This is a genomic window from Bifidobacterium saimiriisciurei, from assembly GCF_010667655.1.
In the GTDB taxonomy this organism is placed as follows: Bacteria; Actinomycetota; Actinomycetes; order Actinomycetales; family Bifidobacteriaceae; genus Galliscardovia; species Galliscardovia saimiriisciurei.
Genome location: NZ_WHZU01000001.1, coordinates 225,080 through 238,714, shown reverse-complemented (window position 1 = coordinate 238,714; position 13,635 = coordinate 225,080). Strand labels below are relative to the sequence as shown.

At 62.8% G+C, this 13,635-nt stretch carries 13 protein-coding genes; 7 read left to right on the top strand and 6 right to left on the bottom strand.

The window, feature by feature from the left end:
* The first annotated feature begins 1 nt into the window (after position 1).
* Both ribH and GFD18_RS11010 read left to right on the top strand, forming a co-directional pair.
* Entirely contained in the window at positions 2-505 is a 504-nt protein-coding gene (ribH, locus tag GFD18_RS00865; RefSeq protein ID WP_163200094.1) for a 6,7-dimethyl-8-ribityllumazine synthase, read from the top strand.
* A 141-nt stretch (positions 506-646) separates the two neighbouring features.
* Positions 647-1,099, top strand: a complete 453-nt coding sequence (locus GFD18_RS11010) for a hypothetical protein (RefSeq protein ID WP_225432820.1) — start codon at positions 647-649, stop codon at positions 1,097-1,099.
* A 148-nt stretch (positions 1,100-1,247) separates the two neighbouring features.
* Here the strand turns inward: GFD18_RS11010 and GFD18_RS00850 are convergent, their stop codons facing one another.
* On the bottom strand, positions 1,248-3,245 hold the full coding sequence (locus tag GFD18_RS00850) for a 1-deoxy-D-xylulose-5-phosphate synthase (protein WP_163200093.1): 1,998 nt from the start codon (positions 3,243-3,245) through the stop codon (positions 1,248-1,250).
* 219 nt (positions 3,246-3,464) lie between these two features.
* Here GFD18_RS00850 and GFD18_RS00845 point away from each other — a divergent pair, with 219 nt between their 5' ends.
* The 4 genes from GFD18_RS00845 to purK all read left to right on the top strand — a co-directional run bounded on the left by GFD18_RS00845 (position 3,465) and on the right by purK (position 7,577).
* Positions 3,465-4,454 (top strand): zinc-binding dehydrogenase, encoded by a 990-nt coding sequence (locus GFD18_RS00845; protein WP_163200092.1) that lies wholly within the window; start codon positions 3,465-3,467, stop codon positions 4,452-4,454.
* Positions 4,455-4,694: 240 nt separating this feature from the next.
* Positions 4,695-5,771: an ATP-binding cassette domain-containing protein gene (locus tag GFD18_RS00840; protein ID WP_163200091.1), complete on the top strand. Its 1,077-nt coding sequence runs from the start codon at positions 4,695-4,697 to the stop codon at positions 5,769-5,771.
* 155 nt (positions 5,772-5,926) lie between these two features.
* Positions 5,927-6,424, top strand: coding sequence for a 5-(carboxyamino)imidazole ribonucleotide mutase (purE, locus tag GFD18_RS00835; RefSeq protein WP_163200090.1), 498 nt, complete (start codon positions 5,927-5,929; stop codon positions 6,422-6,424).
* Positions 6,408-7,577 carry a 5-(carboxyamino)imidazole ribonucleotide synthase gene (gene purK, locus GFD18_RS00830; protein ID WP_163200089.1) on the top strand — a complete coding sequence of 390 codons (1,170 nt, stop codon included), beginning with the start codon at positions 6,408-6,410 and terminating at the stop codon, positions 7,575-7,577. The genes purE and purK overlap by 17 nt, the downstream gene beginning before the upstream one ends.
* 563 nt (positions 7,578-8,140) lie before the next feature.
* Here the strand turns inward: purK and GFD18_RS00825 are convergent.
* A complete protein-coding gene (locus tag GFD18_RS00825) occupies positions 8,141-8,440 on the bottom strand; it encodes a hypothetical protein (protein WP_100509903.1) in 300 nt (99 codons plus the stop codon).
* Between the two features lie 523 nt (positions 8,441-8,963).
* Positions 8,964-9,089, bottom strand: a complete 126-nt coding sequence (locus GFD18_RS11235) for a hypothetical protein (protein ID WP_263863964.1) — start codon at positions 9,087-9,089, stop codon at positions 8,964-8,966.
* A gap of 547 nt (positions 9,090-9,636) precedes the next feature.
* Between GFD18_RS11235 and GFD18_RS00820 the strand changes: the two genes are divergently transcribed.
* Positions 9,637-10,512, top strand: coding sequence for a deoxyribonuclease IV (locus GFD18_RS00820; RefSeq protein WP_163200088.1), 876 nt, complete (start codon positions 9,637-9,639; stop codon positions 10,510-10,512).
* Between the two features lie 281 nt (positions 10,513-10,793).
* Here the strand turns inward: GFD18_RS00820 and GFD18_RS11230 are convergent, their stop codons facing one another.
* From GFD18_RS11230 to GFD18_RS00815, 3 genes are all read right to left on the bottom strand, one after another.
* Positions 10,794-10,916, bottom strand: a complete 123-nt coding sequence (locus tag GFD18_RS11230) for a hypothetical protein (RefSeq protein WP_263863965.1) — start codon at positions 10,914-10,916, stop codon at positions 10,794-10,796.
* Positions 10,917-10,974: 58 nt separating this feature from the next.
* On the bottom strand, positions 10,975-11,106 hold the full coding sequence (locus GFD18_RS11225) for a hypothetical protein (protein ID WP_263863966.1): 132 nt from the start codon (positions 11,104-11,106) through the stop codon (positions 10,975-10,977).
* 853 nt (positions 11,107-11,959) lie between these two features.
* Positions 11,960-13,330 (bottom strand): MFS transporter, encoded by a 1,371-nt coding sequence (locus GFD18_RS00815; protein WP_318644302.1) that lies wholly within the window; start codon positions 13,328-13,330, stop codon positions 11,960-11,962.
* Positions 13,331-13,635 lie beyond the last annotated feature (305 nt).

The window sequence follows — 13,635 nt, the reverse complement described above, 5'->3', positions numbered from 1 at the left end:
CATGACCGTATTCGAAGGACAGCTCGTCGCCGGCGCTACGCCGGCCGCCGGAACCGACGCCAAGCCGATTCGCGTGGGCATCGTCGTCGCCCGATTCAACGAGTTCATCACGTCGAAACTGCTCTCCGGCGCACAGGACGGACTGCGTCGCCACGGCGTCGACGACGAGAACATCGACGTGGCGTGGGTGCCCGGCTCGTTCGAGATCCCCATCGCCGCCAAGCGCATGACCGCCACCGGCCGCTACGACGCCGTGATCTGCCTCGGCGCCATCATCCGCGGCAGCACCTCCCACTACGACCTCGTGTGCAACGAGACCGCCAAGGGCATCGCGCAGGTGTCGCTCGGCACCGACACCCCGGTGCTGTTCGGCGTCATCACCACCGAGAACATCGAGCAGGCCATCGAACGCGCCGGCACCAAGGCCGGCAACAAGGGCTTCGACTGCGCGCTCGGCGCCATCGAGATGATCAACGTGCTGCGCGCCATCGACGCCGGCGAGTGATTGCCCGACGGAGGATGGCCCGTGCCGTCGAATGATTCCGTTGCAGGCCATCCGCGTCATCTCTCGGCAAACCGGCCGTCCATCCGTTACAGTGGAGGAACGGATGGACGGCCGGTTCGCCGTTCATAGAAGGGAATCATCATGGGATTGTTCGATAGTCTTCGCGACCTTGCCTCGGGCGTGCTCGGCGACGCGGCCGGCAACGTACTCGGCGACGCCGCCAACGGGGTGCAAGGCGCCATCGGCGACGCGCTCGGCGGCCAGACGTTCGACCTCGGCTCGATCACCGACCTGCCGGCCGTGATCGGCGAGCACTTCAACGCCGACCAGCTCGGCGAGATCCAGAACGTCGTCGGCGACACGCTGAACGCCGACCAGCTGGGCGAACTGCAGACGCTGGCCACGGAGAACATCCCCGCCGACCAGATCGCCGACGTCGCCGGCATGATCCAGGAGCAGGGCGCCGGCCTCGCCGAAGGCGCCGGCCAGGCCGTGAGCGATGCTGCGGGCGGGGTCGACCTGGGCGCCATCGCCGAACAGGTGGGCCTGCCCGTCGACATCGTCGGCCAGATCTCCGGCCTGCTTGGCCGCTGACCGTTTGCTCACATGGCTCCCGCTGGCGGCCGTAATCCGGCGCAAAAACCCGTTTCCGGTAATTTACGGTGCTTTATGGTCGTTTTTTCGCCGAAAAACGACCATAAAGCACCGTAAATCGCGGATTTCGGGATTGACGGACCGTATGTCAGCCGTGTAACGCCTTCAGCGCCGCGTCGGCGATATCGGCGGCGGTGAGCCGGTAGCGCTTGCATAGCGCGTCCAACGGAATACGGTCCGTGACCTCCTTACGCGCTCCGAAGTTCAGCACGCGCATCGGGGAATCTCCGTAATACGAGGCGATCTTGCCGCCCCAGCCGCCTTCCAGCTGGCCGTCCTCGACGGTGACCACCACCGTGTGCCGTTCGCGCAGCACGTCCAACGTGGCCGTGTCGATCGTCGAATACTGATGCGGGTCGATGACCGTGGCCCGCACGCCGGCGTCGTCCAACGACGCGGCGGCCTTCTCGGCCAACGGATACGCATTGCCAAGACCAAGAATCGCCACCTGCGAGCCGGCCCTCGTGACCGTATACCGCGCCCACGGGTCGCCGGCGACCGACGCCGCCGCGATGTCGTCGACCGACACCTCGCCGGCCCCGCGCGACCTGCCGGCCGTTCCGCCGGCCGCGGCGGCAGCATCGCCGGCCTTCCCGTTATCGGCCTTCGTCATAGCGCCGTCATCGGTCTGCGCAACATCGGACTGCGCAACATCGGACTGCGCAACATCGGACTGCGCAACATCGGACTGCGCGCCGGCGGATTCCGCAGTGGTCGCAACGAACCGCGGATACTCTCCGCCGCGCTCGCCGGCGAGCACCGCCTCGCCCGGCATACGGATCGCCACCGGCCGCCGCGCGTCGCCGGTCGCCCACGCCAGCATCCGCAGCATCTCCTCGCCGCTCGTCGGCGCCAGACACGTCAATCCCGGCACATTGCCGAACATCACCACGTCGCCGGCGCCCGAATGCGTGTTGTCGGTGCCGGAGATGCCGCCCGAGAACACCAGCAGCGTGCCCGGCACGTTGTTCAGCGCGAACTCCTGATGAATCTCGTCGTAGGCGCGCTGGAAGAACGTGGCGCTCGTCGCCAGCACCGGCGTGCCGCCCGCCCGGGCGATGCCCGCCGCGAACGTCACCGCATGCTCCTCGGTGATGCCGGTGTCGATGTAATGCCGTCCGGCCGCCGCACGCCACTGACGTGTGATGCCGTTCGAGCCGGGCGTCGCCGGCGAGATGACCACCAGGCCGGGCTCCGCGTCGAATCGTGCGGCCAGCGCATCCATCGCCATGCCGCCGTACGTCTTCCTCGCATTCGGCCTCGCCGGCGCGGCCTCGGCCGCCGGAACGGGGTTATGCCAGTGATTGCTCTCCACGCGCCCCTCCTCGGCGGCGTCGAGCCCCTTGCCCTTCAACGTATGGATATGCACGACCGTCGCGTGGTCGCAGTCCTTCACATCTTCGAACGCCTGCACGAGGGCGGACGTATCGTTGCCGTCCGCCACATACCGGTAGTCCAATCCCATATCACGGAACAGATTGTGCGGCGACGTTCCGTTCGTCGCACGCAATTCCGCCAATCCCGCATACATGCCGCCATGGTTCTCGGCGATCGACATCTCGTTGTCGTTGAACACGATGATGAGATTGCCGTTCAGCTCCGCGGCCTCGTTCAGTCCCTCGAACGCCACCGCGCTCGACAGCGACCCGTCGCCGATCACCGCGATCACGTTGTTCCTTCCGCCCATGAGGTCACGCGCCTTCGCCATGCCGCACGCCAGCGAGACCGACGTGCCCGTATGCCCCAGCACGAACGAATCGTGTTCGCTTTCGTCGGGATTCGTGAATCCCGTCGCCGAACCGAACAGCGTCTCGTCGGTGAAGGCGAGGCGGCGGCCGGTCAGCATCTTATGCACATAGCTTTGGTGGGAGACGTCGAAGACGATGCGGTCGCGCGGCGAATCGAACACATAGTGCAGGGCGATGGTCGCCTCGACCATGCCGAGGTTGGAGCCGATATGACCGCCCTTCGCCGCGCAATACCGCAGCAGCGCGGCACGGATCTCGTCGGCGAGAGCAGGCAACTGCACCACGTACAGACGCTTCAGATCGTCAGGTCCGTCGATATGTGCCAGAAGATCGCTCATCGTGCTCCTTTGCGATAGTCATCCTCGCTGCGGGAAGGTTCCAACCGCGAAATCATAGCGGATAACACGTCGGAATGATCCGGGTTGCCGTGAATACCCCCAACATCTTCGTATAGATTCGTGCGACGCGCGTGTCCGTTCGTGTCGTCGCATGACTTCGCCGCACAATAGGACCGGCGGCCGGCCGTGTCCGTGCCGCCGTAATCGAAAGGAGAGCCGATGAGGGCCGTATACGCAAGCAACGTGAACCATGACGATCCGATGTCCGTACTGGCCGTGGGGGAGCGGCCCGAACCGCAGCCGCGCGAATACTGGTCCACGATATCCGTGAAATCCGCCACCGTGAACCACCACGACCTGTGGTCGCTGCAGGGCGTCGGCCTCTCCGACAAGCAGACGCCGATGATCCTCGGCACCGACGCCGCCGGCGTCCTCGACGACGACATCCCCGTGCGCAAGGGGCTCAAGGCCGGCGCGGAGGTCGTGCTCTACACGTTCGTCGGCACCGACGGCAACGGCGTGGCCCCCGGCGAGCGCCGCACCATCCTCTCCGAGAAGTACGCCGGCACCATGGCCGAAAAGACCTCCGTGCCCAGCGCCAACGTGTTCGCCAAGCCCGCAAACCTCACCATGGACGAGGCCGCGGCGCTCGGCACCAGCTGGCTGACCGCCTACTCGCTCGTGTTCTCCGCAGCCGGCGTCAAGCCCGGCGACACCATCCTCGTGCAGGGCGCGGGCGGCGGCGTCTCCACCGCCGCCATCATGCTCGCCCATGCGGCCGGACTCGAGGTGTTCGCAACCTCCCGCAGCGAGGAGAAGCGCGCCAAGGCGCTCGAAATCGGTGCCGACGCCGTGTTCGGGCCGGGAGAGCGTCTGCCGCGCAAGGTCGACGCCGTCATCGAATCCGTGGGCGCGGCCACATGGTCGCATTCCGTCAAGTCCGTGCGCCCCGGCGGCACCATCGCCGTCTGCGGCGCCACCACCGGCGACCAGCCCGGCGCCGAACTGACGCGCGTGTTCTTCCAGGACATCCGCGTACAGGGCGTCACCATGGGCACGCGCGACGACTTCGCCCGACTGCTACGATTCGTCGAACACGCCGACATCCATCCCGTCATCGACTCCACGTATGCGCTCGCCGACGCGCACGTCGCGTTCCGCAAGGTCCTCGACGGCGACGTCTTCGGCAAGGTCGTCCTCCACGTGTGATTCGCATTATCTGATCGGCGTCTACAACCCGCGTTTATATCGTCGTCGGTAAAACGTTGCGGTTGCAGGCGCCGTGGGTGTTTATCGGAACGCATCCCGGGACGGTTCCCGCCGACATTCCGGCCGCTAGGCTGGAAACGGTCGGAAAAGTGCAATACCCTTGGGATTCAGTATGGAACAGCGTATGCCCGTCGGCCGGTGCGAAGCACGGCGGCGGGCCCGGCGGGGAGGTAGCGACCGATGGCCGAAGAACACGATGCAGTCGAGAACGATGCGATAGTCCTTTCCAACGTCACCAAAACGGTGCTGACGGCCGACGGGCCGAAATCCCTGCTCAAGGACGTCACCCTGCATTTCGAACAGGGCGGCATCTACGGTGTCATCGGTCTTGGCGGCGCAGGCAAAAGCACGCTGCTCAAACTCATCGACGGCCGTCTGACGCCCACATCCGGCGTCGTCACCGTGCTTGGCGAGAATCTTGCGAAACTCGGCAAGCCCGCGCTCGCCCGATTCCGCACGCAGATCTCGCGGGCCGGCGTGTTCCCCGCCTTCGACGAGGAACGCACCGTGCTCGAATCCGTGGCCATCGCCGCCGGAGAGGCCGAAGACGCCGACCGTCCCGATGAGGCCGCCCGCGCCAAGGCCCTGCGTCTGCTGCGCGAGGTGAGCCTGCGCTCGCAGAGGGACGCCCATCCCTCGCAGCTTTCCGGCGGCGAACTGCAGCGTGCCGCCGTGGCCCGCGCGTTCGCGTCAAGCCCGAAGATCCTGCTGTTCGACGAGGTCACCGCCGCCCAGGACCATATCGAAGGCCGTGAGATTCTTCGCCTCATCCAGCAGTTCGCCCGTGAATCCGGCGCCACGGTGGTGCTCGCCACCCACGAGATCGCCACGGTGAAGGAGATCTGCGACCATATCGTCGTGCTCGACCGTGGCCTCGTGGTGGAGGAGGGCAGCACGTTCTCCGTGCTCGCCGACCCGCAGACCGACCAGACCCGCGTGTTCATGGAGGCGGTCTCCAGCCTTGGCAAGGTCGACGCGCTGCTCGCCGGCCACGACCCCGTGGTCGATCTACGGCCCGGCCAGAAGCTCATCCGTCTGCGCTACGTGCACGAGGATGTCTCGGAGCCCCTGGTGTCGCTGATCACCCGCAAGTTCGGCATCGACGTGAACATCATGCTTGCCGACGTGCAGATCGTGGGCAAGTACCCGATCGGCGGCATCGTGGGCGTGTTCGAGGGTCCCGAGCGCAACATCCGCGACGCCGTCGCGTTCCTGCGCTCCAAGAAGGTGCGGGTCGAGGTGCTCGCCGAGAACTGAGCCGGGGCCGTTCGGCGTTCGCCGGGGCCGTCGTCATCGCCGGGCGGATGCGTTTCCCCGGGGAACCGATGGCGTTGCCGTCTCCGCACGTCGCGGCCGGTGTTTTCCCCGCTGTTGCGTACAGTTGTATCTGTTCGGATCAACGGAGGTTAATGATGGCTGAAAACGCACCGCTCGTAGCCGTGGTAATGGGTTCTTCCAGCGACTGGGAGACGATGAAGCACGCATGCGAGATGCTCGACAAGTTCGCAGTACCGTATTCCAAGCAGGTGGTCTCCGCCCACCGCACGCCGGAGCTCATGGCCGACTTCGCCCATTCCGCGCGTAGCAAGGGCATCCACGTGATCATCGCCGGCGCCGGCGGCGCCGCCCACCTTCCCGGCATGGTCGCCGCGCAGACCACGCTGCCCGTGATCGGCGTGCCGGTGCGCTCCCACGCCCTCTCCGGCTGGGATTCGCTGCTGTCCATCGTGCAGATGCCCGGCGGCATCCCCGTCGCCACCACCGCCGTCGGCAACTCCGGCGCCACGAACGCCGGCCTGCTGGCCGTGCAGATCCTCTCGACCACCGACGAGCGTCTGGCCAAGGAGCTGCAGGAGTACCGCGACGAACTGAAGAAGAAGGTAGAGGAGTCCAATGCCCAGCTTGTCTGAGGAAACCAACGGCGCCGTCAAGATGCTGCAGCCCGGTGCCACCATCGGCATCGTCGGCGGCGGCCAGCTCGGCCGCATGATGGCCATCGTGGCCAAGTACCGCGGCTTCCGCATCGGTGTGCTCGATCCGACCCCCGACTGCCCGACCGCGCAGGTGGCCGACTTCCAGGTCGTCGGCGAATACGACGACAAGACCGCCATCCACGACCTAGCCGAGAAGTCCGACGTGCTCACCTACGAGTTCGAGAACGTCGACGCCGACTCCATCGACGAGGTGCGCCACTTGGTCGCCGCCCCGCAGGGCACTGACCTGCTGCGCGTGACCCAGGACCGCATCAACGAGAAGACGTTCATCAACAAGCACGGCATCGAAACCGCCCCGTGGCGCGAGGTCAACGACTTCGACGAGCTCGAGGCCGCCATCGACGACCTGCACTACCCGTGCGTTCTGAAGACCCGCTCCGGCGGCTACGACGGCCACGGCCAGCACGTGCTGAAGAACGACGCCGACCTCGAGAAGATCCGCGCCCGCGGCGACCGCGGCGGCGGCTTCCCGCCGAGCATCCTCGAAGGCTTCGTCGACTTCGCGTTCGAGGCGTCGATCCTGGTCTCCGGCAACGGCGAACAGTACGTGACGTTCCCGATGGTGCGCAACGACCATCGCAACAACATCCTGCACATCACCGTAGCCCCGGCCGAGGTGAGCGACGAGCTGCACGAGCAGGCCCGCGACCTCGCGCTGCGTCTGGCCAAGGGCTTCGAGCTGGCGGGCACGCTCGCCATCGAGCTGTTCATCACCAAGGACGGCCGCGTGGTCGTCAACGAGCTGGCGCCGCGTCCGCACAACTCCGGCCACTACACCATCGAGGCGTGCTCCATCGACCAGTTCGACGCGCACATCCGCGGCATCGCCGGATGGCCGCTGCCCGAGCCGAAGCTGCTCAGCCCCGCCGTCATGGTGAACGTGCTCGGCCAGCATGTGGCGCCCAGCCGCGCGCTCATCGGCGAGCATCCCGAATGGAACGTGCACGACTACGGCAAGGCGCAGGTGCGCCACAACCGCAAGATGGGCCACATCACCGTGCTCACCGACGACACCGCCCGCACCGTGGCCGACCTCGAGGCCACCGGCGTCTGGGACGACCTGAAGTAGTTCGTCTCCGGCCGCTCGCCGTTCGCCCCGGTTCCTTCCCGTCGTCATCATGCGACGAGCAGGAACCGGGGCGTTGCTTTGCATCCTGTTGGTTGGTCTGTGCCAAACAAACAGGAACCGTGGCGGCTTCTTGGTTCCCGTCCGTTGCGTATCGGCCAACGAACCGGAATCGTTCCGGCTCTCCGGTTCCCATCCGTTGCATACGGTGCGATGAATCGGAACCGGGGCGTTGCTTTGCATCCTGTCGGTTATGCGGTGCCAACAAACAGGAACCGTGGCGTGTCTTCGGTTCCCGTCCGTTGGATGGCGCTGAACGAATCGGAACGGCCTCGTATTTTTGCAACCTACCGTTATTCGGCGTCGGTTATAACGGATACATGCGTTATAACCGACGCATATGGTTCCGTAACGTCGGTTATAACGCACCGGTGCGTGAAACCCTCCGCATAATGACTCTCAGTGTCGGTTATAACGCATGCGCATGAAAAAACCGTCGCACTGGCAACGAGTCAGTTGACGGTTTTCTCTACTGAGAATCGTGAACGCGGGGAGCGAACGTTCGTTCAGCCGCGCTTCTTGACGAGGTCCTCGGAATCCTTGTCCAGCGTGGCCATGATGGCGTGCTGCGCGTCCTTCACGTAGCCGAATCCACCGGCCTTCGTGAACTCCTTCTTGGCGGCTTCGTCCTCGGTGACGGCGCGGGTCACGCGTGCGATGGCGACCAGCACATTGGGCAGCTGCGAATCGGGAGCGTCGTTGCCCAGCTCGCCGTAGAAACGAATCGTCTCCACGTCGTTCGGATTGGCGCCGTTGGTGGGAGCAGCCTTCAGTGCTTCAACAATGCCGCCGAGATATTGCTTCATTGGATACTCATTTGGAATGCTCATGGCTCCCATGGTAGAAGGGCGTACGTGGATTTCCAGTCGTCAATCGTTCTATGTGCCGCAAAGGAAAACCGCTGGAATCCGAGCGAAAACCGACCTAAAATAATACTGGTTTCGTTGCTTTTTATCTTTGAATATTTGAATATCCCGAAAACGCGAATTATGAGGTTTTGCCGCTGGCGTCGGGGAAGCGCGCCGCTCCTAATCGTTGCGATTGCGTCCCAAGCTTCCAGTGAAAACCATACTTTCGAAATACCGAGCCCACGATTGACATTTTGCTCATAGCAAGGTGTATGGAGGCGTCGAAGCGGAGTGGATTCCGAAGTGGAAGAGGGGTTCGTTGAGGGGAAATCCCGTAAAAAAGAAAAATCCCCGTAGAAAAGAAGAAGACGGACCCCGTTGTCCGCTTTCCCTCACATATTCGGCCTGACTGCTGCAATCTCTGCCGCAATTGCGCGAAGGGCGCCGAATCAACCCTTCACGTCGTATATGAACCGCCGAATCAGCGATCCTGGGCGATCTTGATGATCGTGTCGTTCATTTCGTGGTTGGAGCAGCCCATCGTGCCGGCCATCTTGGCGCTGCCGTAGAGAGCCATACCGCGAAGCATCGAATCCTTGAGAGACATGATTGCCACCTTTCATAGTGTTTCTTCATCAATTGACTTCGTTAAGGACGAAAACCCGAATCGTGATGCGCGCTATCGATGAATTCCAAATAATCCTTCGGAAATCAACGATCTTGTGTATCGCTTTCGTTGTTTTCCTTCCCAACGATTCCCAATATAGCTCTTGAAACCGGTTTCAGCAAGTCGTGCCACGATTTGTCACACGGAGTTTACCTGCGATGACGATTGTCGTGGGCAACGCGATATGGGTGCCTTGGAATCGTGTGGTGGGGAAATGAGCGGGGCGGGCGAATCAGGACGTGTTGAATCGACCTCGTGTGTTTTTGTGGTTTTAATAGTCCGGTATCGCTTGGCATTCGCTCGAAAATCAGACTGTTTGGTGTGATATGACCTCGGAAAAACCACAAAACTCGCATGGTCATGGTGGGCTGGGCCGGAAACGACGGGGGCGGCCCATTCGCTGATTGCAGAGGTACGTGTGCGATTCGGGCCCGGCCGAGGTGTAGTCTCGAACACGATTGCCATATCGCAGGGAAGGAAGCCGCACATGGATAAGCTCTTCATCGGATCGCATCTGTCGACCTCGGGCGGCTGGAAGAAGCTGCTGGAGCGTTCGCATGACGAAGGCGGCACCGCGTTCGCGTTCTTCCCGCGTTCGCCGTACGGCAAGCGTTCGAAGGCGCTGACCCCCGAAGGGGCCGCCGCGTTCGGCGAGCAGCTGGCGGCCGAGCATTACGGCCCGCTGGTCGTGCATGCTCCCTACGTCTACAACTTCGCCGGCAAGGACGCCTCCAAGCGCGCCTTCGCCATCGACGCGCTCGCCCAGGACATCCGACTGCTGGAGCCCATCGCCGCGGCCGGCCAGCGCACGTACATCAACATTCATCCCGGCTCGCATGTGGGGCAGGGGAGCGAGGCCGGCTGCCGCCTCATCGCCGACGGCCTCAACCGCGTGTTCGATGCGCTTGCCGACGACGATACCGAGGAGTCCGGCGTCATGATCCTGCTCGAGACCATGGCCGGCAAGGGCACCGAATGCGGCCGCAGCTTCGAGGAGCTTGCCTCCATCATCGACGGCGTGGAGAACAAGGCGATGATCGGCGTTACCTTCGACACCTGCCATGTGTATGATGCCGGCTACGACATTGTGAACGACCTCGACGGCGTATTGAAGCAATTTGATGACGTCGTCGGGCTGGGGCGTCTCAAGGCCATTCACGCCAACGATTCGCAGTTCGGCTTCGGATCGCATAAGGACCGTCACGCCAATATCGGCGAAGGCGAGCTCGGCCTCGGGTTCTTCCGTACGATGGTCAACGACCCGCGTATGGAAGAGTTGCCGATGATTCTTGAGACCAAAGAACTCACCGAGACCACGCATCGTGAGGAGATCGCCCTGCTGCGCGGCCTGCGCGCGGATTGACGGGAGTCGCGGGTCGGTCGCATACGGACGCGCAGCGTGGTCCCCTCTGACCTCAAAACAGAATCAACTCCTTGGGGGTTTCCATGTCGGGGGATTGCCGGGCGCATAACAAAAAAGCGGCTTCGCGCCGCTTGAATCATATTGATTTATATACGTATGTGATGAATGCGATACGCGGACGCCGTTGGCCGCATATCCTCTTATCTTCTTCTCTGTTGGGATTCCCCTAAGGCCTCCCGTGGTCATGCCTTGCGGCAGACCATGTCTATCTCGACCTCAGCTCAGCGGGCGTCTTCTTCCAGGACGGAATCGGCGATCTGCTGGTAGGTGCGGCCGTTGTAGGCGGTGAGGGAGGCGGCACCCATGAGGGCGAAGGTCTTCTTCATGCTGTTCTTGAAGCCCATGATTACTCCTTATGGCTTTGGTTGACGAATTGAATTGGTCGGGATGCCAGTCCGCGATTCAGCGGGCGTCGTTCTCGATGCTGTGGATGGTGTCGAGCATCTGCTTGCTCATCGACGGGGTGGTGGTCATGGTGGAGGCGCCGTAGAGAGCGAGGCCGCGCAGCAGGTTCTTCTTGATGTTCATTGTCATATCTCCGTTTGTTTCGTATTGATTGATGACCGGCGATTATCGCCGGGGATGTACCGTACCCGAAGTGCGGGACGGAAGGTGTTTTCAGTGGGTCGAAACTCGCTGACCGGTGTTTCAGCGGTCCATGTCGACGTGGAAGGAAGCGATTTCCTTGGGGGAGGCCGGGACGATGGTCATGTTGTCGGCGGCGTAGGCGGCGAGTCCGCGAAGAGCGCTCTTGATGTTCATTGTTGTTTCTCCTTGATCGAAAGTCTTTGTTGGTTATCTATCGCTTGCTGCTGCCGGTTCAGCGGTCCATGTCGACGTGGAAGGCCGCGATCTCCTTGACGGAGTGCGGGGCGACGACCATGTTGTCGGCGGCGTAGGAAGCGAGGTTGCGAAGGGCCTTGGTGAAGTCCATTGTGTTCTCCTTGATTGAAAAGTCTGTATTGGTTATTCGGTTATGAAAGTCTGTGGGTGAGCTCAGCGCTCGTCGCGCGCGATGTCGAGGATGGTCTCGTTGAGCTTCGTGGTGGAGATGCCGGCCATGGTGGAAGCGCCGTACAGCGCCAGACCGCGCATCATGGAATGCTTCATGTTCATGTTGTCTCCTTCATGTTTTTCGTCCGCCCTGTTTGGCTGACATGAATAACGATAGACCACCTGCGCAATTTGCGCAAGCGCTGGCGCAAATGTACCTACCGATTGGTTGGTATTGCGCCGTTTCGTCGGCGTGTCGGATTCTGTGCGATATAGCGGTCAGGTGGTATGGAATGTGGGTTTTTCGTACATGTGAGCGCTATACAAACACAATAAAAAGGCCGGGGCGTCGATGAATGACGCCCCGGCCTGGCCGATGTCCCGATGAAGTGGTCTATATCGCTTCGTCGTCCATGGTTGCCATGGGGTTGTGCGCAAGCGCAGTCACCTTGGCCGCAGCCTCGATTGAGATGTCGCCGTCCTTGGCGTCCGCCGTCCGGACGACTGCGGCCGGCTTCTTCGCCAGGCCGGGCTGCTTCGGCCGCAACGTATAGGTGAGCGCCGCTCCGGCCACATACAGCACCGCATACGTCCAGCAGATGCCGGCGATGCCGACCGTGGAAAGCAGCAGGGTGGCGATGCCAGGGCCGACGAACGTTGCTAGGCCGGCGGAGAGGTTGTACACCGAAAGCGCCGCGCCCCGCTTCTCGGGCACAAGGCTGTTCATGATGGCGGGGATCGATGCGAAGGCGCTGGTGCCGACGCCGATGAACACGGCGGCGAGCACCATCAGCGGCGCGTTCGCGCCGAACCGGCGCGGCGCGTAGTAGAACGAGAGCGCGCAGATGGCAAGCAGCGCGCAGCCGAACCAGCGCATGGGCCACACCCATCCGAAGCGGTCCATGAACCAGCCCCAGAACACGTTGAAGAACAGCATGACGATGAACACGCAGCCCCAGATGCGCATCCAGTCCTGCACGGGGAACCAGTTGTCGCCGCCGTACTGCCTGCCGCACAGATACAGCGGCATGATGACGGGGAATCCGTAGAGCAGCAGGCTGTTGATCATGCGGATGATGCCGCATACGGCGATGCCGGGGTTGTGGAACGCGATGGTCACGCCCTCGGCAAGCTCCTTGACGCGCTCCTCGTGGGTGAGCTTGGCGGCCTTGGAATCACGGGTCCTGGGCACCATGAGGAGGCACAGCAGCAGGCCGGCCACCGAGAAGGGGATGGCGAACCAGAACGTGCGGTATTCGCCCACGGCGGGGATGAGGAAGCTGGGGATGTAGGCGCCGAACACGCCGAGGCCCAGCGAGAAGCACGTCCAGAACAGTCCGGTGGCCGAGGCGAGGCGTTCGGGGCGCACCGTCTGCGCGAGCAGCACCATGAACGAGTAGATGAACAGCGGGTATCCGAATCCGCGCAGCGCATAGACGGCGAGTATGAACGGATAGACGCCGCTCGGCAGGGCGATGCCGAGGAAGACGAGATGCACGCCGATCCACCAGCAGGCGCCGATGAGCATGATGCGGCGGGCTCCGAACATCTCGGCGAGCACGCCGGCAGTCCATCCAGCGATCGCCGCGAACAGGCCGTAGACGGTGATGAGCAGCGATCCCTGCGCTGCGGAGAAGCCGTGGTCGACCATGTATTTCGTCAGAAACGTGAGTTCGAAGCCGTCGCCGGTCATGAACACGGCGACGGTGAGGAATCCCGCTATGAGTTTCTTCGGAATGCCGAACCGTTCGACGGCGGCAAGGATTTGGGTGAGCATCATTGTTCCTTCCGATGTATACCGGAGCGTCCATAGGTCTCGGGCGCGGCGTCTCAGGTGTCGTGGATCGGTGCGAAAGACGCGTGCGCTGATTCATGACTACCGTTACAGTAAGCGCTTTCCATAAGAAAAGCAAATTATTGCAACAAAAAGATTTTACTTATGGAAAATGCTTACCGATTTTCCGTGTATCAATTTTCCGTATGTGCCTGCCGCTGGTCGTCGGCGCCGTTCGGGGAAGGGGGCTTATGGATGCGGGGATATGACGCATGAGACGGCGAGAGGGCCCCGGC

Bases quoted from the DNA above. Each gene is read 5' to 3' on its own strand.
- GFD18_RS11010 (WP_225432820.1), top strand. From the start codon at position 647: ATGGGATTGTTCGATAGTCTTCGCGACCTTGCCTCGGGCGTGCTCGGC.
- GFD18_RS00825 (WP_100509903.1), bottom strand. From the start codon at position 8,440: ATGAAGCAATATCTCGGCGGCATTGTTGAAGCACTGAAGGCTGCTCCC.
- GFD18_RS11230 (WP_263863965.1), bottom strand. From the start codon at position 10,916: ATGGGCTTCAAGAACAGCATGAAGAAGACCTTCGCCCTCATGGGTGCC.
- purE (WP_163200090.1), top strand. From the start codon at position 5,927: ATGGCTGAAAACGCACCGCTCGTAGCCGTGGTAATGGGTTCTTCCAGC.
- purK (WP_163200089.1), top strand. From the start codon at position 6,408: ATGCCCAGCTTGTCTGAGGAAACCAACGGCGCCGTCAAGATGCTGCAG.
- GFD18_RS00820 (WP_163200088.1), top strand. From the start codon at position 9,637: ATGGATAAGCTCTTCATCGGATCGCATCTGTCGACCTCGGGCGGCTGG.
- GFD18_RS11225 (WP_263863966.1), bottom strand. From the start codon at position 11,106: ATGACAATGAACATCAAGAAGAACCTGCTGCGCGGCCTCGCTCTCTAC.
- ribH (WP_163200094.1), top strand. From the start codon at position 2: ATGACCGTATTCGAAGGACAGCTCGTCGCCGGCGCTACGCCGGCCGCC.
- GFD18_RS00850 (WP_163200093.1), bottom strand. From the start codon at position 3,245: ATGAGCGATCTTCTGGCACATATCGACGGACCTGACGATCTGAAGCGT.
- GFD18_RS11235 (WP_263863964.1), bottom strand. From the start codon at position 9,089: ATGTCTCTCAAGGATTCGATGCTTCGCGGTATGGCTCTCTACGGCAGC.
- GFD18_RS00845 (WP_163200092.1), top strand. From the start codon at position 3,465: ATGAGGGCCGTATACGCAAGCAACGTGAACCATGACGATCCGATGTCC.
- GFD18_RS00840 (WP_163200091.1), top strand. From the start codon at position 4,695: ATGGCCGAAGAACACGATGCAGTCGAGAACGATGCGATAGTCCTTTCC.